The organism is Galbibacter mesophilus (assembly GCF_023721415.1).
GTDB classification, from domain to species: Bacteria; Bacteroidota; Bacteroidia; order Flavobacteriales; family Flavobacteriaceae; genus Galbibacter; species Galbibacter mesophilus.
In genome coordinates this window covers 547,893-568,354 of record NZ_JAMQVC010000001.1, presented here as the reverse complement: position 1 = coordinate 568,354, position 20,462 = coordinate 547,893, and the positions used below count along the sequence as shown (strand labels likewise).

20 protein-coding genes are annotated in these 20,462 nt (G+C 35.7%); 7 read left to right on the top strand and 13 right to left on the bottom strand.

The genetic code is table 11. From position 1 onward, the window contains the following. Positions 1–21 precede the first annotated feature (21 nt). From NDQ75_RS02505 to NDQ75_RS02470, 8 genes are all read right to left on the bottom strand, one after another. Positions 22–303 carry a hypothetical protein gene (locus tag NDQ75_RS02505; RefSeq protein ID WP_251762010.1) on the bottom strand — a complete coding sequence of 94 codons (282 nt, stop codon included), beginning with the start codon at positions 301–303 and terminating at the stop codon, positions 22–24. A gap of 273 nt (positions 304–576) precedes the next feature. Next, on the bottom strand, positions 577–1,839 hold the full coding sequence (locus tag NDQ75_RS02500; protein WP_202027801.1) for a hypothetical protein: 1,263 nt from the start codon (positions 1,837–1,839) through the stop codon (positions 577–579). A 443-nt stretch (positions 1,840–2,282) separates the two neighbouring features. Further along, positions 2,283–2,798, bottom strand: coding sequence for an HTH domain-containing protein (locus NDQ75_RS02495; RefSeq protein ID WP_202027800.1), 516 nt, complete (start codon positions 2,796–2,798; stop codon positions 2,283–2,285). 54 nt (positions 2,799–2,852) lie between these two features. Continuing rightward, entirely contained in the window at positions 2,853–4,202 is a 1,350-nt protein-coding gene (locus NDQ75_RS02490) for a Fic family protein (protein ID WP_202027799.1), read from the bottom strand. Positions 4,203–4,275: 73 nt separating this feature from the next. Next, a complete protein-coding gene (locus NDQ75_RS02485; RefSeq protein WP_242513647.1) occupies positions 4,276–5,166 on the bottom strand; it encodes a restriction endonuclease in 891 nt (296 codons plus the stop codon). A gap of 71 nt (positions 5,167–5,237) precedes the next feature. Beyond that, positions 5,238–8,090 (bottom strand): type I restriction endonuclease subunit R, encoded by a 2,853-nt coding sequence (locus tag NDQ75_RS02480; protein ID WP_202027797.1) that lies wholly within the window; start codon positions 8,088–8,090, stop codon positions 5,238–5,240. 6 nt (positions 8,091–8,096) lie between these two features. Beyond that, complete coding sequence (locus NDQ75_RS02475; RefSeq protein ID WP_202027796.1) at positions 8,097–9,011, bottom strand: Abi family protein; 915 nt, start codon at positions 9,009–9,011, stop codon at positions 8,097–8,099. A 192-nt stretch (positions 9,012–9,203) separates the two neighbouring features. Then, positions 9,204–10,130 carry a tyrosine-type recombinase/integrase gene (locus NDQ75_RS02470; protein ID WP_202027795.1) on the bottom strand — a complete coding sequence of 309 codons (927 nt, stop codon included), beginning with the start codon at positions 10,128–10,130 and terminating at the stop codon, positions 9,204–9,206. Positions 10,131–10,216: 86 nt separating this feature from the next. On the opposite strand from NDQ75_RS02470, the gene NDQ75_RS02465 reads away from it, so the two are divergent. Beyond that, positions 10,217–11,371, top strand: coding sequence for a restriction endonuclease subunit S (locus NDQ75_RS02465; RefSeq protein WP_202027794.1), 1,155 nt, complete (start codon positions 10,217–10,219; stop codon positions 11,369–11,371). Here the strand turns inward: NDQ75_RS02465 and NDQ75_RS02460 are convergent. The 3 genes from NDQ75_RS02460 to NDQ75_RS02450 form a co-directional block, all read right to left on the bottom strand. Further along, on the bottom strand, positions 11,364–12,491 hold the full coding sequence (locus NDQ75_RS02460; protein ID WP_202027793.1) for a restriction endonuclease subunit S: 1,128 nt from the start codon (positions 12,489–12,491) through the stop codon (positions 11,364–11,366). The two genes, NDQ75_RS02465 and NDQ75_RS02460, sit on opposite strands and share 8 nt — an antisense overlap. A gap of 39 nt (positions 12,492–12,530) precedes the next feature. After that, positions 12,531–14,147, bottom strand: a complete 1,617-nt coding sequence (locus NDQ75_RS02455) for a type I restriction-modification system subunit M (protein ID WP_202027792.1) — start codon at positions 14,145–14,147, stop codon at positions 12,531–12,533. Positions 14,148–14,230: 83 nt separating this feature from the next. After that, complete coding sequence (locus tag NDQ75_RS02450) at positions 14,231–14,449, bottom strand: helix-turn-helix domain-containing protein (RefSeq protein ID WP_202027791.1); 219 nt, start codon at positions 14,447–14,449, stop codon at positions 14,231–14,233. A gap of 146 nt (positions 14,450–14,595) precedes the next feature. Between NDQ75_RS02450 and NDQ75_RS02445 the strand changes: the two genes are divergently transcribed. The 4 genes from NDQ75_RS02445 to NDQ75_RS02430 are packed head-to-tail and all read left to right on the top strand — an operon-like array spanning position 14,596 to position 16,877. Then, on the top strand, positions 14,596–15,801 hold the full coding sequence (locus NDQ75_RS02445; protein ID WP_202027790.1) for a HEPN domain-containing protein: 1,206 nt from the start codon (positions 14,596–14,598) through the stop codon (positions 15,799–15,801). Beyond that, the gene (locus tag NDQ75_RS02440; RefSeq protein WP_202027789.1) at positions 15,755–16,150 is read left to right on the top strand and encodes a hypothetical protein; all 396 of its coding nucleotides are present in this window, start codon (positions 15,755–15,757) and stop codon (positions 16,148–16,150) included. Before NDQ75_RS02445 ends, NDQ75_RS02440 begins: the two co-directional genes overlap by 47 nt. Continuing rightward, a complete protein-coding gene (locus NDQ75_RS02435; protein WP_202027788.1) occupies positions 16,128–16,508 on the top strand; it encodes a hypothetical protein in 381 nt (126 codons plus the stop codon). The genes NDQ75_RS02440 and NDQ75_RS02435 overlap by 23 nt, the downstream gene beginning before the upstream one ends. Before the next feature lie 51 nt (positions 16,509–16,559). Next, a complete protein-coding gene (locus tag NDQ75_RS02430; protein ID WP_202027787.1) occupies positions 16,560–16,877 on the top strand; it encodes a hypothetical protein in 318 nt (105 codons plus the stop codon). Between the two features lie 263 nt (positions 16,878–17,140). Here the strand turns inward: NDQ75_RS02430 and NDQ75_RS02425 are convergent, their stop codons facing one another. After that, a complete protein-coding gene (locus NDQ75_RS02425; protein WP_202027786.1) occupies positions 17,141–17,485 on the bottom strand; it encodes a hypothetical protein in 345 nt (114 codons plus the stop codon). A gap of 87 nt (positions 17,486–17,572) precedes the next feature. On the opposite strand from NDQ75_RS02425, the gene NDQ75_RS02420 reads away from it, so the two are divergent. Together NDQ75_RS02420 and NDQ75_RS02415 are read left to right on the top strand one after the other, a co-directional pair. After that, positions 17,573–17,914: a single-stranded DNA-binding protein gene (locus NDQ75_RS02420; RefSeq protein ID WP_202027785.1), complete on the top strand. Its 342-nt coding sequence runs from the start codon at positions 17,573–17,575 to the stop codon at positions 17,912–17,914. A 72-nt stretch (positions 17,915–17,986) separates the two neighbouring features. Further along, positions 17,987–18,436 (top strand): JAB domain-containing protein, encoded by a 450-nt coding sequence (locus NDQ75_RS02415; protein ID WP_202027784.1) that lies wholly within the window; start codon positions 17,987–17,989, stop codon positions 18,434–18,436. Positions 18,437–18,856: 420 nt separating this feature from the next. Here NDQ75_RS02415 and NDQ75_RS02410 read toward each other — a convergent pair whose 3' ends face one another. Further along, positions 18,857–20,398 carry a sulfatase family protein gene (locus tag NDQ75_RS02410; protein WP_202027783.1) on the bottom strand — a complete coding sequence of 514 codons (1,542 nt, stop codon included), beginning with the start codon at positions 20,396–20,398 and terminating at the stop codon, positions 18,857–18,859. Positions 20,399–20,462: the final 64 nt, after the last annotated feature.

Below are 20,462 nucleotides of genomic sequence, written 5' to 3'. Positions count from 1 at the left end.
CAAAGGTAGTTTTTTATGGTACTATATGGAAACTATTTTGTTTGCGTGCAATGACCTCTGTAAGTCGTGCAAGGCCTTCTGCAAGTTCTGCAAAGCTTTCTGTAAGTCGTGCAAGGCCTTCTGCAAGTCGTGCAAAGACATCTGTAAGTCATGCAAGGCCTTCTGTAAGTTCTGCAAAGCCTTCTGCAAGTCGTGCAAAGGCATCTGTAAGTTCTGCAAAGGTATCTCCAAGTCATGCAAAGGCATCTTCAAGTCGTGCAATGACATCTCCAAGTCATGCAAAGGCATCTCCGAGTCGTGCAATGACATCTCCGAGTCGTGCAATGACATCTCCAAGTCATGCAAAGACATCTGTAAGTCATGCAAAGGCATCTGTAAGTTCTGCAAAGGCATCTGTAAGTTCTGCAGAGCCTTCTCCAAGTCGTGCAAAGGCATCTTCGAGCTCTGCAAAACTTTATGAACGTTGATAAAATACACTGCGGAAGTATTAACTTCTTATTGGCTTCCCAAAGGGAATATTATGGACTTAAAATGCAGTTTTCATTTTTGAGTATTGAAGTTTAAAAGCCAATTTCATTAGAAATAAAACATAAAACCAAAACTGATGCGCATGGCGTCACGGCTTTTAGCATTGGAAATAAATGTATTGCCCACAGAGCCTTCCGTAGCCAATCTTTTAACTCCGTAATCCAATTCCAGTCCGACAGTCATACGCTCATATGGGTCGTACATAACATTGATAATGCCGTAATAATGCGTATGGGACACATCTCCGTTGAGGTATATTTCTTCATTCGCTGCCACATTGCTTCCGTCGGGAATGAGTACGTAGCGCGAAATCCCATTGGTGTAGAAATTGGTGTATCCAAAAACCAGATTGCTATGTATTTTAGGGTGAAAGAAGTATTCATATGCCAGCCATCCGCCAAAAGCTGGCGTAGCACTTAATTGATTGTTTCCGGTGGGATAACCGTCGTAGCCTTGCCCAGTAATGGTGGTCATATATGCGGTAATCCCTTTCCCGCCCACAACCTGAAACTGAAAATTGTTTCTGCTTTCCAATTGCCTATATATTCCTGAAAAACCAAAGCCGTAACCCACAAAGCCATCGTCTTCATCATTTAAAGAATACCTAATATACCTAAGTAGAGAAGAAAGGCGAATGTGGCCCCAATGCGAATCGTATTTCATGGCGGCGGTAAAATCGGGAACAAATTGATTGGCTTCTTCAATGTACGGCTTTAGTTCGGTGTATTCCCTAGCCCGAATGTAATCTATGGTAGGTGCTTCTAGGCTTATTTCGTAAACATAATGCTGGTTGGCAAGTGTGTTTTTGTACTTAATATGTGGCGTTCTCAGCCAAACTCCCGAGGGCGGACCTTCCCATTCCATAATGTCTGGCCATAAAACTTCATCCCCAAAGTTATTCCAGTTTTGTCCGATTTGCCAATGCTCTGTTTCTACAAAAGCCCTTCGCAGTCGAACCCTTCCTTCGCCGCCCCAGAAGTCGGATTCTACAACGGCATCTACCCGTTTTCCGCTTTCAAGGATGAGGTAGGTTTCCATTTTAATCTGGGTTTGGTATAAATCTACGTTCAAGCTTTTGGAGTCGTCGGTGCCAAAAACATTAATGTTGCCCACGGCAAAAGTTTCGTTGCCTTGTAGTCCCCCGAATACATCAAAATAACCATTAAGCTTCATGTTTACGCCTAGACTGGCTTTGTAGCGCGGCAGTTCCCCAATAGAGTCTTTCGCCTGTACCGAAAGTAATCGGTCTTGGGCAAGCAAGAGAGAAAAACAGCAACTATTTATAATAAGAAATAAGTATAGCCTCTTCATTTTAAAATAAAAGAATATAATTTAATGAGGCTGGGGGTGTTATAAAATTAATGAATTAATGTGAGTGTTGATGTTTATCACGAAAGCTTGTTTTAAAAAAGACAATTTAAATGAGTTTATAGAGAGATTTATGCAGCGGGAGGAGGATAAATTTTTGAAGGGTCACTAATCTGATGATGGTTAGGTTGATATTCAAAAAATCAAAAAACCCTGTAAAAACTATGTTTTACAGGGTTTTTTTGTACTCGAGGTGGTAGTTCGAGTATATTTAAAAGTTCAATTTTAATGTGGCTTTCAAACCATGTTTTTTGGAGTGCGCCCGAATTGACTATTTTAACTATTTTTTAACTTTGTGCTTCTGTGAACTTTCTCAAAAATACTTTTAAATTCGTAAAAGGTCTTGCAGAAAACGTCTATTTCTAGTTTTAATTCTCTGGTCATTATTATTCTTTTGTAATACACCAAGTTCCTTCTTTATCAGATCCTTGTCGCTCTATTATTTGTGATTCTTTTAATTTAGCAATATACGTTTCTATGGTTCTTGAAGAGACCCCAAGTATATTACTTGCTCTTTCTGCTGTTATGGTGATATCAGCGTCCATAAGCATTAATAATATCACTGTGTTAAAGCTGCTACCCTTTAAAAGTTTCTCCGAAGTTTTTGGAAAATCTGAAGTTAATGCATTTATATATTTTTCAGCATCTGAATTTAAAATATTCAATATCAGATCCTTATCAACGGTGTCGCTTTTAAGTGTTTCCTGAAGTTTCTCCAAAGTTTCTCCGAAGTCTCCCCGAAGTTTTCCCGAAGTTTTAGTTTCGGCTTTGTCTTTTTGGGTATAAAGTTTTAAGATCGTTCCATCAAAACTAATATCATACTCGGGTGCTGTATTGTTGTATTGACCCCAGTTGGTTTCGATTTTGTCAAAGCCATACCCGGCATTTTCGGTCGAAATCATCCTATTGACTTAAATGTTTGTCTATCAAAAAGGATGGGATTTTATGGATTCATTTTATTTAATCTGCTTCCCCTTTTCCGTTAACCTGTATTTTTGTTTACTGCTTTTTGGTTTGTCGGGAATTGTCATTTCAATTAATTTTGTATCAAGTGCCGGCTGTAAATAATTATATAAAAATGTTGGGCGATGTCTCATTTCTAACTTTGCCATTAATTCTGCCGTTGTAGTATCATCACTATCCATCACAGAAATTAATTTTGAAACTTGTTCGGTGACTTGTTCGGTGACTTGTTCGGTGACTTGTTCGGTGACTTGTTCGGTGACTTGTTCAGAAGACGGAAAAGTCATTCTGGTAAAGTTATCCATAAATCGGAAACATTCTTTCCCGTAGCTCTTTAAAATCCGTGGAACGCCAGAACCCAGTTGCTCTACTAAATCCAAATCCCTGTATATACGCATTAGCTCCTTATTCCTTGGCATAGAAACGCCTTCAAAAAAATCTTCTTTACTAAGTCCGTCTGGTAAGGAACCTGCAGACGTTATTTCAATCCTGTCATCAAATATTTCAAACTTAGGTGGAACTTCACGTGTATAATCATTATGCACTATTGCATTGTATATAGCTTCCCTTAAGGCTACAGGATTCCATAATTTTCGCTCAATACGCTCTTTTGAGGTAATGGTTGCAAAAGTTGTGTTTTCTATAGTGATTTTATCCAGTACGCTTTTTGTGGCTTTAATGAGCGAAGAATATCCATATTCATTATTTTCAAGAAGGTCTACTCTATCTAGACCTTTATATTTAGCAACTTTAATAGATACGTTGTTTACGTCTGCCAAAAGGTAGGCTGCATAATTTAAAAATCCGTCTTCGGTAAGAAGCTCTAAATTTTTTTTAAACTGTTTGTTAAGAGGCTTGCCATTTTCTTGATAATAGATATGTAGCTGCTCAAAACTCAAGTCTTGACGATGCGATTTTATTTTTCCTATTGAATTACGGGTACGGCTGGCGAAAAGTTTATCAATCATAGCTTGTGGCATGGGTTCGGCCGCTGTACCAACCCTGATAAAACAACCTTTTTCAGTCATCCCATATTTCTTTTTAAAATAAGGCTTCTCACTGCCGCCAGCAACAATAATCTTGATAATTTCCTTACCATCACGTTCTTCAGCCACCACATCAAACAAACCCATTGCTGAAGGGGAAATATTGTTCTTAATACGGTCTTTAATTTTAAGCATATCACCGTCAACATCATTTATACCAAGTACTTTCCCATGTTTGTCAATGCCTAAGTAAATTAACCCACCTTCCAAATAATTGAGGAAAGCAATCACTTCTTTTTCCAAATCCAAGTCTTTGGTCAATTTTTCTTTATACTCTATTCGGTTTGTTTCAGACATTATTAGGTATTTGATGTAAAAATAATCTTTTCAAGACAAAAGCTTTAAGGTGTGGAGAAACAAGAATTTAATTTTACTCATCATCCTTCATTGAGTCCCAAAAATCAGCATCTAATTTTTTTATTTCTATAGTTTGCTCTACCTGCATTCCAAGTCCATAATCATAGATGTATTCAGCCAATTGTTTTCCGTCTATCAAAACCAAAGTTGTTGAACCATTCAAGTTATTGGCATATTCAATTGCTCCTTTGGAATAATAGGATGTTGTGATAAAAACACCCTTGTTCGACTGTGCTACTGCTAATGCTCCAACAAATTTTTGAATTTCTTCCCGCCCAATTGGATTATCTATTCTATATCTCTTAGCTTGGATATGAATTCTACCAAGTCCAAGAACATCTTCTTTTATGATGCCATCAATGCCTCCGTCATTTGATACTTTAGTAACAAGACCTGAATTTTCAATTTCTCCACCATAACCCATTTTTTGAAGTAGTAAAACCACTAATTTTTCAAATGAGACTGGGGTTTTGGTTAAAATGGTATTTAATATCTCAGTGTAAATAGATTTTCTAATGTTTGAAAAAGAAGAATATAATTTTTCTTGTGGGGTAAGCTCTGAAGATGAATCTTCGAGGGCCAATTGTTCTTGAGTTGTTTTTTTCTTTTGTCGTGCAGGCTCTCTTTTTTCTAATTGCTGCTCAATATACTTATCCACTTTTTCAGGAGTGTCAAGTAAGCTAATACCCTTTTCGTTAATTTTATAGATACCTCTTTTTGGTTTGTCTAAGAGGCCGGCCATATTTAAGTAACTCAATGCCCAAGAAATCCGATCATAAAAAACATGTCCATTACCTGAAGGATACATTTCATTAATTTCAATGTCTGAAAGATTGAAATACTCAGCCAAAGGTTCAATAAAATCACGTAATTTCATTGTCCCATTTATTTTTAATAGATTCATTGCCGGAACTCTTATCTCGTCGTGCTTTGGTATGGTCATTCGTTTAATTTCTTTAATTAGCCGTTTGCTTTTTAAGTATCCATCCCATTAATAAAGGTATCAACAAAATGGACTACTCTTTGTAAGATTCTATCACCAATAGATTTACGCTTTAATACCGATGGTTTTTCTCCATCAATTAAATCTAATAATTCATCCCGTAGTGGTGTACGTTCAGCATATAGATAATCTTCAATAAGTTTTTGTGTTTTATCGGATGAAAGATTTTCTTCTTTTACAAATTTATCGAATGCTCTTTTTTGTTCTTTCGTCCAAAACTTCTCAAACTCTTGCGGAATGTTATCCGAATCTTCTATAAGAGGTAAACTGTCTTGAATGAACTTTTCTATTAATTCTCGTTTGCTTCTTAAGTTGGCTTCACCAGAGAGTATATCTACAATTTCTTTTTTCTTAGCTTCCTGTTCTGACTGCTTTGCATCTTTTAAAGAAGCTAATAGTTTAAGAATATAGGTAACATTTATTTCGTCTCTATGAATCAATTCCAATTCAAAATCTACATCATCAAGAATAGACACCTTTTCTTTCGTTGTATCATGTTTTGTTTTTTGCCAGAGGTCCAAATACTTGCTTCTAAAATCATTGAACAACTGTTCGTCCATTGCTAAATCTTCCCAATCAAAATTGGCAAAGGTTGTTATGGTATTTTTTAGCCGCATCAGTTCCCTGAAGGCTTTGATGAACTCGAGTTCATCTTCTTCACTTACTAATTCATTAACATTATCAACCGTTGGTGTTATTCCGAGCAACTTGCTATAGGCTTGATCAAATTTTTCAACATAATCTTCGTAAGGTTGCATTATAATGACCTCTATGGCTTGCTTATTGCTAAAAAGTGTTATAGCATCATCTGTTGCTTTTTTGAGATTACGGAACACAACGATATTACCTTGTGACTTTTGTTCGTTGATTATTCTATTGGTGCGTGAATAAGCTTGTATTAATCCATGATACTTTAAATTTTTATCTACATATAAAGTGTTCAAAGTAGGACTATCAAACCCTGTTAAAAACATATTTACAACCAACAATACATCTATCTCTCGTTCCTTTACTTTTTTGGAGATATCGTTATAATAGTTGTAGAATGATTGACTATCTCTTGTAGAAAAGTTAGAACCAAACATTTGATTGTAATGACCTATATAACTCTCCAACTTATCCCTTTTATGACCATTCATACCATAAAGAACAGCAGCTTCTTCTACTATAGACACTTCTTCCGGAATATAGCCATTTGCATCGGCATCATCTTCATTTGCCACATAGCTAAATATGGTTGCTATTTTTAGGTTGTGTTTACCTTCGTTTTTTTTACGTTGAAATATATCATAATAATCTATTAACATATCAGTACTCCCTACGCAAAACATAGCTGTAAATTCTTTACTATGTGTTTTTCGACTATGATTAGCAATGATATAATCAGCAATTTTTTCCAATCGCTTGGGAGACTCCATCAACTCCTTGCGGTCAATGTCCTGTACTTCAATATCTATTTCAGTAGCAGATTCTTTTTGCTTATATCTGCCTACGTACTCTACAGAAAACTTTAGTACATTTTCGTCCTTTATAGCATCTGTAATCACATATTTGTGTAAACATTCGCCAAACAATTCTTTGGTAGTGCGTTTTCCTAATTCATTTTTAACGGCATTATCTGCAAAAATTGGCGTGCCTGTAAAACCAAACATTTGATGGTTGTTAAAAAACGATTTAATGCGGTTATGGGTTTCTCCAAATTGACTACGGTGACACTCATCAAAAATAAAAACAATACGTTCGTCTTTAAGTTGTTCCATTTTTGCCAAGTAACTCTTTCTGCTAATGGCTGTATTTAGTTTTTGAATGGTGGTTACAATTATTCTGGTATCATCGCTGAACTGCTTTACTAATGCCCTTGTGTTATCTGTACCATCAATACTGCCTTTAGAAAAACTATTAAATTCTTTGGTAGTTTGGAAATCTAAATCTTTTCTATCTACAACAAATACCACTTTTTTAACTTGTGGCATTTTCATAATTATTTGACTTGCTTTAAAAGATGTAAGCGTTTTACCAGAACCTGTAGTATGCCATATATAGCCGTTTTTAGTAGAGTTTTTTACTCTATCAATCAATGCTTCAACTGCATAAAACTGATACGGTCTAAGCACCATCAAAACTTTATGGGTTTCATTTAACACAATGTATTTACATATCATTTTAGAGATATGACATGGCTCTAAAAATTCACTTGTAAATCCATTAAGAATATTGGTTAAACGCTTGTTTTCTTTATTGGTCCAATAGAAAGTTTGTTTAAAGGACTGATGCCTATTGTTAGCGTAGTATTTGGTATTAACCCCGTTACTAATTATAAATATCTGTACGTATTGAAATAAAGCAGATTTAGCACCAAAAGAATGTCGCTGATAGCGGTTTATTTGGTTAAAGGCTTCTTTCATTTCTAAACCTCTGCGTTTCAATTCTATTTGGACCAATGGCAATCCATTTATTAATAAGGTTACGTCATAACGGTTTTTGTATGAACCATCGATGGTAACTTGACGGGTAACCTGATACTGGTTTTGGCACCAATGCTCGGTATTTAAGAACTCAAAATATAAATTGTCCCCATTATCCCTTACAATATGTTGTTTTTCCCGTAGTGTTTTGGCTTTTTCAAAAACCGAACCTTTGCTTAGTATATTGAGTACACGTTCAAACTCTTTTTCTGTAAAGGTTATATTGTTGTGCTTTTCTAACTGTGCCTTCAGATTGGTTAATAAAGCTGTCTCATCAGGAATGTTAACTTTGGTATATCCTATATTTGAAAGCTGCTCTATTAATTGGTTTTCTAAAACTAGTTCTGGTTGTGTACTCATAGTGTATTATTGTTGCCATAAAGGCTCTTGGTGCCAATTAGGTTTCATTCCCAATGCGTTTTGGTCTACATTGGGATATCGTTTGAACAATTCTTTAAGTCTATTGGTAAAGGTGTTTCTGGGATGTATTGTATTTAATAGATACTTCATTAAACACATGTGAACATACAAATGAATAAACTCATGTTGCTTGGGTACATTTTCAATCTCTTTAATCCAGGGGTTTGGCGGATTAGATAAAAGTTTTACTGTTCCGGGTAGATTTCTGTTCCATAATCTGGAATGATGGGCACAATAGTTACGGATTTGTGCAATAGACTGTAGCCAACTAGGTAAATAAGTATGGTTTACTGCTCCAAATTCTATAGCAATAATGTCTTTTGACTTTACCGTTGGTTTTAGATTGCCATACAATTTTGATAAAGCCCCAAAGCTAGTTTGTTCTAATGACTTCCAAGCTGGAGGAAACCGTTTATCATCCTTATGGTTTTTAAAATGATTTTTTATGGTAACATCTTTAGATCTGGAAAGTTCTTGTTCCAGATTGGCTAAAGTTTTAACCAAAGCCATGCCATCTGCAAATAGATCAAAATTTTGAAACCACCATGGATCTAATTCGTGTGATAAGTGATAGATTAATTTTGTCCTTAGGCTAATTTCAATCTTCTCTATGATATCAAATAACAAGAGTCTTAGCTCTGCATCGAAGTTATAAAGAGCTATTACATTTTCAAACCTGCTATTAGGCTTAAAGATATGGGTCACTTTATCCTTTTGCATTACATACCAGTATTCTCCTAGACGATAATAACTGATATTGGACAAATATTTAGAGGCAAATGATTTATTGGGAATATGCAACCCTCTTTTTTGAAGTTGGTTTATTTGCTCATCTATAGTAAGTGGTTTTTTACTAAACATAAGCCACTAATTTAGAAAAATAAAGCAAATTACAAAGGTCTTTAAAGCAAAAGACACACCCTGGGACGCTGTTCTTATGGGTAGCGTGGTGTGTACTGTTAGTGCAAATATAAAACAATTATTTTAATGTAATACATTGTATTACAAAAAAACATGCAATGCTCAAGAAATAAGAAACTGCATGTCAGGTGTTTAACTCAGTCCTCTAAACATTTGATCAATAGCTTTTTTCTTTTGTTCAATGTTGGGGTGAACATATAAATTTAATGTTGTACTGATGTTAGAATGACCTAATAAAACACTCACGGTTTTGTAATCGCATTTACTTTCAATACACCTGGTAGCGAAGCTATGTCTTAGACCATGAAATTTAAGTTCGGGCATTCCTAATTCCTGCATAAACTTTTTGTAATAGCTTCTGTATGTTCTTGGTTCAGTTGGTTTGACTTCATTAGTCAATACGAAAAAATTAGGGTTCATTACTTTTTTTATAGGTTTTAACATACGTAATAAATCCCGGTTCATAGGTACTTCCCTAATAGAATTTTTGGTTTTTGGAGTATCCAGTATCAATTCTGTTTTACGAATACCTGATTCAATAGTGTAAATGCGCTGTATGGTTTTATTGATGCTAATGATGCCATTTTCTGTATCCACATCTTCCCAGGTTAGGGCACATACTTCACCAATACGCATACCGGTACTTAAACATAAATAAACTCCTAAATTTCGAAAGGTGAAATGTTGTTGAACGTGCTGCATAATTTTTTTTTGATGGGTGCGGCTCAAAATTTCAACTGTGTGATGTTCTCTTACGGTTGGAAATTGAATATCAAACTCTTTGTATTTCAACCATTTATTCTTAGCTCCGAATTTAAGGATCATCTTTAGTACAATTAAAATATCTTTTATTGTTTTCTGGCTAAGACCTTGCTCTAATTTCTCAAAAACAAAAATCTGTACTTCTAAATCATTAACATTATAATGGTTGCCAAAAGAAGGAAGTATGTGGTTCTCAACCAGTAATACATAAGCCGAAAAACTTGATTTTTTTACATACTTCTTTTTGTCTGCTTGCCATAAGGATGTAATTTCTGAAATGGTCTTTTGTTTGGTCATTATATGAATTTTAAAATTTAAAACCCCCAAAGAAAATAAAAGAGGTTTTATAACATTAAGGATTAAGATTGGGAAATGTACCCAATTTGAGATTTCAAGGTTATGAGACGGCTTGGGAAAAAAATTCTGTTGGAGAAGTAATATCCATTAAGTCTGATAAATATAATCCTGATATTGATGAGTCTGAATACCCCTGTATTGAATTGGAAAGTTTATCTCAAGGGACAGGAGAATTACTATCAACATTCAGTTCTAAAAATCAAAAAAGTATCAAGAACGTATTCCATTCAGGAAATGTGTTATTTGGAAAATTACGTCCTTATTTAAGAAAGTTTTACCTCTCTGATTTCAATGGTGTTTGTTCTTCCGAAATATGGGTTATGAGCAGCTTAACCTTTAACCCTTCATATCTATATTCGTATATACAATCAAATCGTTTTTTATCATTAACAGAAATAACAAGTGGATCTAAAATGCCAAGGGCAGATTGGAATTTAATTTCAACATCAATAATTCGTTATCCCTTAGAACATGAGGAAAGAGAAAAAATAGGAGAATTATTTCGACTTCTTAATAATCGCATTCAAACCCAAAGCAAAATAATACAACATCTGGAATCTTCAATTAAAGGTTTCTCTCAAAAACTATTTTCTCAACAATTAAGATTTAAAGATGAAAATGGAAATGACTTTGGAGATTGGGAATACAATAATGGTAATTTACTATTTACAAGTATATCAGACAAAAAGCACAACTCAGATTTACCAATTTTAGCTATAACACAAGACAAAGGAGCTATTCCAAGAGATTTAATTGACTATAGCATTGGTGTAACAGCAAAGAGCATATCGTCCTATAAAGTTGTACAGAAAGGGGATTTTATCATCAGTTTAAGGTCGTTTCAAGGCGGAATAGAATACTCAAACTATAAAGGAATTTGTAGTCCAGCATATATTATTTTAAGGCCTATAAAAAATATGAACCGAGTGTTCTATAAATATTATCTAAAAACGACTACTTACATCATAGAATTAAATAGAAAGCTTGAAGGAATTAGAGATGGTAAAATGATAAGTTATAAATATTTCTCCGAAATAGAATTGCCATACCCTTCATTTGAAGAACAAACCAAAATCGCCAATTTTCTTTCGTCCCTAGATGCGAAATTGGAAAAAGAAAAACAACTTTTAGAGCAGTACCAACAACAGAAAAAGTTTTTACTGCAAAATTTATTTATATAAATAGATTCTGCAATAAGTATTTTTTTTGAGCACTTAATTTACTTAAATAGTTTTCTTCTAAAGCTATTTTTTTGTCAATAGCAGATATGGTTGCTGCTATTTTTTGTTGTTCTCCTCTACAAGGGTATGGTATTTTCTCATTTTGATATTCAGAAATCCAATATCGTTTGTGCTCTGCTAAAGGAAATTTAATTGTTTTCATTGCCTCAAAAATAAACTTTATATTGACTTCGTTGTCTTTAGAAATTAACATCTTCATTGCAGATGATTTTGCCTTAAATGGAAAATCTACATATTGGAAAGCAGTTGTAAAATCATCAAAAATAATTGTAGGTAATTTATCTTCAAAAATTCCATTTTGTTCATTAGTATATCCCAATAAAAATGTTTTACCAGCAGTTAAAACAGGTATTTTATAACTTTCATCATATTCGGTATTGGACACTAAATATTTTGTAGGCTGTTCATAGTTTAAAATTTCCTTTAATTTCATTTCCTTCCACTTAGGGAATTCCTTTCTTCCCTCATCCTTAAACCTAATTTCTTGTTTAAAGATTTTCTGCATCATGCCTTTTTTGAGTGTTTTATAATCCTCAATTATTTTGCTTTGGGTTTGGATAAGATTGTCTATTGCTGACAGAAAATTAGCGATTTTAATTTGCTCGGGTAATAGAGGAAATGAAAACGTTATTCTTTCTATACTCGAAACTGATAGACCTGGTTGAGCTTGCCCTGTAGCATACCTATTCAAATTTAAATTATTCAAAACATAGAATAAAAAATCAGTATTAAATTCTTCATTATGGTCAACAACAACAGCATGTTCTGTAGCCTGAAATTTTCCATTTACAAGATTAACATTACCACATAAAGCTCCTTGTCTTCCGATTAAACTATATTTTCCATAATGTGTAAATGAAGAAGTATAACCCCTTAATCCATTTCCTCCATAACAAGGATACAATCCATCATTAATTTCTTCAATAATATCGTTTGCCCTTACGAACTTTCCAGCTTTCATCCGAGATATTTTACCAAGAGGCTTTTTCTTCCACTCACCCTCAAACCCAGGAAATCTCAAATTGGGTACGTTACGACCTTCTTTACTTTTTTGTGTCATTATATGAAATAAATTTCTTAACTATAAACATTAAGGATTTTAAGCATTAAAAAATAATCCCAATTCTTCAAAATATCCGTCAATCTCTTTATCCAATTCTTCACGTTTGGTCTCTAGGCTTTTTATTTCAGCCATTACTGCATCAATATCAACAGGTTCCTCTTCTTCAAAAGTGTCTACATACCGAGGAATGTTAAGGTTATAGTTATTTTCTTCAATTTCAGCAAGTGTCGCGACGTAACTGTATTTATCTTCAGTTTTACGTTCCGTGTAAGTAGCGATAATTTTATCAATATCTTCTTCACGTAGGACATTTTGGGTTTTTACTTTTTCGTAATGTTCGCTGGCATCTATAAATAATATATCGTTAGGGTGTTCTTTACATTTTTTAAACACCAAAATACAAGTAGGAATACTTGTTCCATAAAAAATGTTGGCTGGTAATCCAATTACAGCATCCAGATAGTTTTTCTCCTTAATCAGATATTCTCTTATGTGTCCTTCGGCACTTCCTCGGAATAACACACCATGTGGTAAAACGATGGCCATAGTTCCATTTTCATCGAGCTGATAGATCATGTGTTGAACAAAGGCAAAATCTGCTTTACTTTTTGGAGCCAATTTACCATACTGACTAAACCTATCATCACTCATAAAAAGCTGATTGGCACTCCATTTGGCAGAAAACGGTGGATTGGCAACAATAGCTTCAAATCGGTGTTCTAAATGTTGTGGATGCTCTAAGGTGTCTTCTTGTTTGATATCAAACTTAAGAAAATGTACATCATGCAGGATCATATTCATACGGGCCAAGTTGTAAGTAGTACGGTTTAATTCCTGTCCATAAAAATTGTTAACCTCTTCTACTTCCTTTGCTACACGTAGCAATAAGGAACCACTACCACATGTTGGGTCGTATACCGATTTCAGTTTCTTCTTGCCTGCCGTTACCAATTTGGCTAATACCATACTTACTTCCTGAGGAGTATAGAATTCTCCAGCTTTTTTACCGGCCCCACTGGCAAACTTTCCTATCAGATATTCATACGCATCACCCAATACATCTAATTCAGTTTGCTCTAATTCAAAATCTATTTTATCAAGATGTGATAATACTTTGGCAATAATTGCATTGCGAGCCTCTGGAGTTTTGCCAAGTTTGGTAGAGTTAAGGTCCATATCCTCAAAGAGATTATCAAAATCTTCCTCACTCTCTGTGCCCATGGTACTATTTTGAACATTGTTCAATATTCTCTGTAAATCCTCTAATATGAAATTGTGCTTAGTGTTGTAGATTTCTGTAGGCTCAGCCGCCTTACTTAAAGGCACTTCTTCTACATTATGATTCCCTCTTTTAGCAATTGCAGAGAACAGTTCAGATGGTTTTAAGAAGTATCCCAATTTTTCTAAGGCTTCTTCTCTAATCGCTTCTATATAAGCTTGACCTTCCTCCGTGTTTTCGTCAATATCGGTAAATGTTATGCCGTCCGGTTTTAAAATTGAATCGGCATATATTTCCATTTTTTCTGCTAAGTACTTATAAAAAATAAAGCCTAATATATAATCCCGAAATTCGTCAGCATTCATTTTACCACGTAGGGTGTTCGCAATATTCCAGAGTTGTTGCTCGAGTTGTTTTTTATGTTCTTCGGACATTTGACAATATTGATTAATAAATTTGATTCATTATTTAATAATGAAGATTGAGTAATTTAATTTTTTCTATCGTATTGAGATAATTACTTTTTTGACAATTTCAAATCTTTACAAACTTCTTTTAATAAATCACCAGGATCAACATCAATAGCTAAGGCTATCAAATATAACTCATCTGCTCTTAGCTTTGTCGATTCATTTAAGCTTAGTTGTGATAGCCTCGCTTGACTTATTCCTGTTCTCTTAGATACCATAGCTCTATTAACAGACTTCTTTATAAGATATATACCTAAAGGGGTCATTTTATTTAGATTTTTAGTATATAAATGTATTAAAGATTAATATTTCTTTAGAATTTCTATATTTTTATTTTGATTTTTGATAGATTATTAATAGGTTTGTCTAGATTTTCTATAGAAATAATAAGTTAATCTAATGATGAGTTAAAATGAAGAATTTAAAAAATACTCAAGAGCGACATGTTATTGGTAGACTAACATCTCTATTAGATATCGGATATATCTATAAATCAAGAAGCGAAGAAAATGATTCCTTTAAGCCATTATTAATTGTGATATTGAATGGTAATTGTTCTTCATTGACCCATGAGTTGTATTCAATGGTTGCTAAAATATTCCAAGAGGAAACAGACTTTCTCTACAGGATATTTCCTTTTGAATATGCACGGCAACAATTAGCTAAAGAGAACCTATTCTTTATTTATGGGTGTAGCCCTGCAAATTTGATCTATAAAAGTCCCAATGTTGAAAATCCGCTTATCGATAGAGCTATAGATGTGAATACTTTTAATAGAATTGAGGGTGTTTTTGAAAGAGAACGAAAGAAAATAAACGCTTTTCTGGAAGCAGCTAATTTCTTTATTGACAAAGAGAATTTTTCCCAAGCGGCTTTTATGCTGCATCAGTATATAGAACTCTGGTTCCGCTACGCAGGCCTGTTTATCATGGGCAAGGAACGCAAAAGCCATAGCATTAAAGAACTGCAAAACTATTTAAAAGCTTTTTCGCCTCTACTGGGAAATCTTTTCGATAGCGAAATAGAAGAGGAACAGAATCTATTGAAACTGTTGGACGAAGCGTATATAGCCACCCGATACCATAACAACTATCACATCAATAAGGGGCAAATACAACGGGTACTTGAAAAAGCAAACGAAGCGTATACCCATGTAGGGACGGTGTTTAAACTTAAAATGCAGGCCTGCAGCGATGAATTTTCCGAAAATAAAAATTCAAAAAGTGAATCGGACAGTAAAAACTCTGTGGAGTGTTTGGCAAATTACCAAGAAATCAGGGAAAAGATACAGGACCTTACAAAAAGAAAACTATACGAGATAAAACCGCGTTCCAAAAAATTCTATTACAAAGCAAATTTTAAAGTAGGCGGCCTTGCTGACGTCCTTTATGATATAGCTGGAATTATGAAAGTGTGCATTATAGCTTTGGAACATGCCGATAACAGTTATGGAAGGTTAATCCGTCAGCCCCATTTCAATATCCAAACTGCCCTGGAGCATATTTTGCAATTGCTGCCATTTGAGGAGGTAGAGTGTTTGGAAGAAATTATCGAAGAATATATTATGCCTTATGAAAACAAAGAAAAAGAAACAATTGAAAACCCTGCAAGAGCTTAAAGAACTTGTAGCAAATACAAAAGGGAGGTTGGAAAAAACCGATCAGTTTTGGGATGGGGAACCCTTGCAAAAAGCCGAAATCCGCATGTGCAATTATTATGAACTGATGCTGAAAATTGAATCCCTGATAAAAGTATGTGCATTCACCCTGGATGGGGAAGGTACCTATTTTACATCCTCTCTTTTCAGCCAATATACAGAGGCCAATACAAAAGACAGGAATACTTCTGTCTGCATTGTTCTGGAGTTAATACTCACCATGTTACCGAAAAGGGAGATGGTTTGCTACGATGAAATTTTAGAAATGCTCTCAAAAGTCAAAAATAATGATGATAACCCTAAAACCTAACGGTATGAACCCAAATGAAGAAAAATTGATAAATAGTTTAAAACGTCATGCTTTAGATCATCACCCCACTTTAAAGCCACATTCCTTTTTTAAAGACAAATATGAAGTGAGCCTTTTTTATATAGAAGATCATGCAGAATTATTGTTAACGGTCCGTGCACTGGTGCACCTGGCTATGAAAACCATTGACCCTGAACTGTGTTTGGATACAATCTCCGAAAGAAATGAAAAATACTATATCCGTCATTTACTAGGTATCGCCAATCGCTTGATGCCGCAAGGGGAGGAATCCCTTATGGACCATCTTAATCTTTATTACAGGGAAGAAGGGTTAGGAATAAAACGGGGTAAAGATTAAAAAGGGAAAGGGCAAAAAGTAAAGGTTTTGTATAATTAAAAATTGAGTACCGTGAAAAAGAAACAAGTCAAGGAATTACGAGAGTTAGCCAATGATAAATTGAACACATTACAACCTTCCAATATTCGGAAAGGAAAATATAAACCCTCTTTTTTGGAGTTTGAAGGCTATACCGATTTGTTTATTACCATTGAGGCATTGATCAATGTAAGCATCCTAGCGGCACAGGGGGATACATTTTCACCGCCCAGGATTAAAGATCATGGTATTGATATCCGTCGAACTCTAGAACTTGCAAACCATCTTTTGCCTTTTGAAGAAGGAGAGTTTTTGGATGAATCTTACAGGATATTGAAAAATGAATCCTAAACCCTCTTCTTAAAAGAGAAATTGTGCACCCAAACTTTGTCATAAGCAATACTATTTTGCTTGGTTTATCTATTTGGAATTCAGTTTTTAGTAGGTTTTATTTGTTTCGGTTTAAATTAATAAAAAATCCATCCCTCGGCCGATCTTCCATTTTCCAAAATGGTACTTTTTGGTAGGCCCTTCTTGGGAGCCTACGCGTCAAAGTCCCGAAAACGGAAGTCCGTCCCCCAACACATTTTAAGGGTTCTTAATAAAAGAAGCCCCTATTTGGTTCCCGGTACTTCGGAAACCAAGGCAGGCGCCAAAGAATACTGGATCGCCGGCCTTTTGACAGCTCGCTTAACTTCCCGTACGCTCACTTCCAAAACCCCCGCGATAAGGATTCTTAAAGGCCCCTTATGGAACCCGTCAAGGCTGTACGGAGTTTTGTCCATAAATAGAGCTTCTACTTCCTGGTTTTTAGCCCTTAGGGTAAAAACCACGTTGCAGACACTCCCGATTTCCGTCCAAAAGCCTTGACCGAACCCACTTCTTTTATGGTACTGTGCACGCAAGAAGGCAAACAAACACCCCTTAAAATGTTGGCTTTTGTTTTGGAAACGTTTCAATGAAAGTTCTTAGAAGCAGTTGCCGATATGGAAAAGGGATATTCAGTAACCATGCCTGTCGCGTGCAGGCACTAAAAACAATGTATTATGGGAACATTAAAAAATCAAGTACAGCTTATCGGACATGTAGGGCAGGAGCCCCAGGTGACCGTATTGGAAAACGGAAAAAAGGTAGCCAAGATTTCATTGGCGACCAATGAGAACTACAGGGATTCCAAAGGGGAGAAACAGACCAATACCGATTGGCACCAATTGGTGGCATGGGGGAAAATCGCATCCCTTATCGAAGAGTACGTTTTTACGGGCAAGGAGATTGCCGTACAGGGAAAACTCACTTCACGTTCCTATGAGGACAAAGAAGGCGTTAAACGCTATGTGACCGAGGTAATCGTTTCGGAAATCCTTTTCCTTGGCGGGAACGGAAAATAGAAGTATGGGCGGGGTGAAACCTGCCCATTTCTTTAAGTGTTGGAAATCAATTTTAATAAAAATAGCATAGCCATGTTGATAAAAGTTAACGAGATACAGCTTTCCTACAGGGAGAGTTTTTTGACCAGTCTGGAAACCGTTGTTGTGAGCAGTTCCAATGCCGCTAAAGTCCTTTACCAATCCTTCGATATGGATACCATAGCCCTTAACGAAACCTTTAAGGTGCTTTTGCTGAACCGTTCCAATAGGATAAAGGGCATTTACACCCATTCGGTGGGTGGGATTACAGGCACGGTGGTCGATATAAGGTTACTTTTCGCGGTGGTGCTGAAAAGCCTGTCCACGGGTATCATCCTATGCCACAACCATCCATCGGGGAAGCTCGAGGCCAGTACGCCAGATAGGGAACTGACCCAAAAAATGGTAAAGGCGGCCGGTTACTTCGATGTAAAGGTACTTGACCATATTATTCTAAGCCCTAACGGAAGGTATTTCAGCTTTACGGATGAAGGAATACTTTAGATCGAATATTTATGCATCCAGCCATCTTATAGGTTATTGCCATATTGACGTAAGAAGTCAAAATAAACCTGCTTAAGTTTGGTTGGATGTAATAAATATTTTGTCCGGATGCTACGATCGTGACAAATTTTGGGTAAGCAAGAGGGTAACACGCTAAAGCGATGTTACGTGGCTTCGCGCTCCCGGTTTTACAGTAAAACCTCTCGGAGCCCCTATAAGCAGGAAGTTATTTACAGTAAAATTTTTAGACAGTCCAAGGGCCAAATCTACTATTTGCGGCAAAAACCTTCGGAAGCCCCGAAAAAAGGCAATTTTTTGCTGCAAAAAATATGATTTTAGACTAGTATTGGTAATATCCCAAGAATTAATTTTAGTCACGATAGATAAATTGCAATAGAATATTTATTAGAGTAAGTGGCATTATTTTTCCAAAGTAACAATACTGTTGATCATTTTTTGATAAGCTTTAACTTTCTCTGGAAATTTATCAGCCAAATTTTTTTGCTCTCCCTTATCTTCCGAAAGATTGAATAGTTGTGGTTCTGGTTTTAATCCAGGTTCAATTTCTTTGTTGGCCATCCAGTCAGGAATTTGTCCATTTTGGAAAGGTTGAATATATTTCCATTTTCCATCCCTAATAGCCTTAGTGAAGCCTTCTTCCAGTAGGAACTGCCTTCCAAAATCTGTTTTCCCAAACAATGCATCAAGATGACTTTCACTATCAATTACCGTTTCTCCCATTTCGATTCCCAACATTTCAGCAAAAGAAGCAAAGAAATCAAGTTGGGTTAGTAGGGCGTCACTGACTCTAGGTTCGATGTTATCTGGCCAATAGGCTATTGTAGGGACTCTAGTGCCAGCTTCGTAAATACTATATTTCCCACCGCGAAATGGCCCAGAAGGGTTATGCTTGCCAAGCAGTTCCTTGGCTTTATCCGCGTATCCGTCGTCTAGTACAGGACCATTGTCGCTGGTAAAGATAATCAGAGTGTTTTTGGCAATACCCTGTTCCTTAAGAATTCTATTAATCTCTCCGACCACGTAATCTACTTGAACTATGGCATCTCCCCTCGCACCCATTTCACTTTTTCCGGTAAAATTAGCATGTGGCACCCGTGGAACATGGATATCATGAAAACTATAGAAAAGAAAGAAAGGTTTTTTTTTATTGTTGCGTATAAATTTTTCTGCTTTGCTATTAAACACATAAGGAAATTCTTCGTCTATCCATTCCGCGCTTTTTCCTCCTCCCATATAACCTATTCGGCTAATTTCATTCACAATGGTCTGGCTATGTTGCAAGTCGGCTTTCATTTTTAAAAGGTCTGGGCGTTCAGTTCCAAGGGGCCTTTGTCCCACTTTTTTATCGTAGCTAACAGTAATTGGGTCGTCTTCGGAAAGATTAATAACCTTGTCATTCTCCAGAAAAACCGTTGGCACCCTATCTCCAGTAGCAGGAAGTAAGAAACTGTAATCAAATCCAACCTCTGCAGGTCCCGGTTTTACAGGCTTGTTCCAGTCTACTTGACCATATCCAAGTCCTAAATGCCATTTCCCGATGACTCCGGTGGTGTAACCGGCTTTTTGAAACATTTTAGGCATGGTGTTCATGTTGGTGTCAATCAATAATGGTGCGTCGCCTGGAAGGATTTCCGCATTATTCCTAAAGGCATAGTTTCCTGTAAGTAGGCTATATCTGGAAGGTGTGCAGGTGGCCGCAGAGCTATGAGCATCTGTGAATCTAATACCTCCTCTTGCCATGCTATCAATATTTGGAGTTTTTACACCTTTTGCACCGTAAACACCTACATCGGCATAACCAAGATCATCCACGTATAAAATAATAACATTTGGAGTTTTGTAAATAGTCTTAGGTAAATTGCTTGTTTTTTTGGTAGTTTCTGAGTTTTCTCCACAGGATACCAGAGAGAATAAACCAATAAGTAAAAGTATTTTTTTCATGATACTAAATTTATTAATATCCACTAAAGACCACGAGCAATTTTGTTTATTAGGTGCGCAAAAA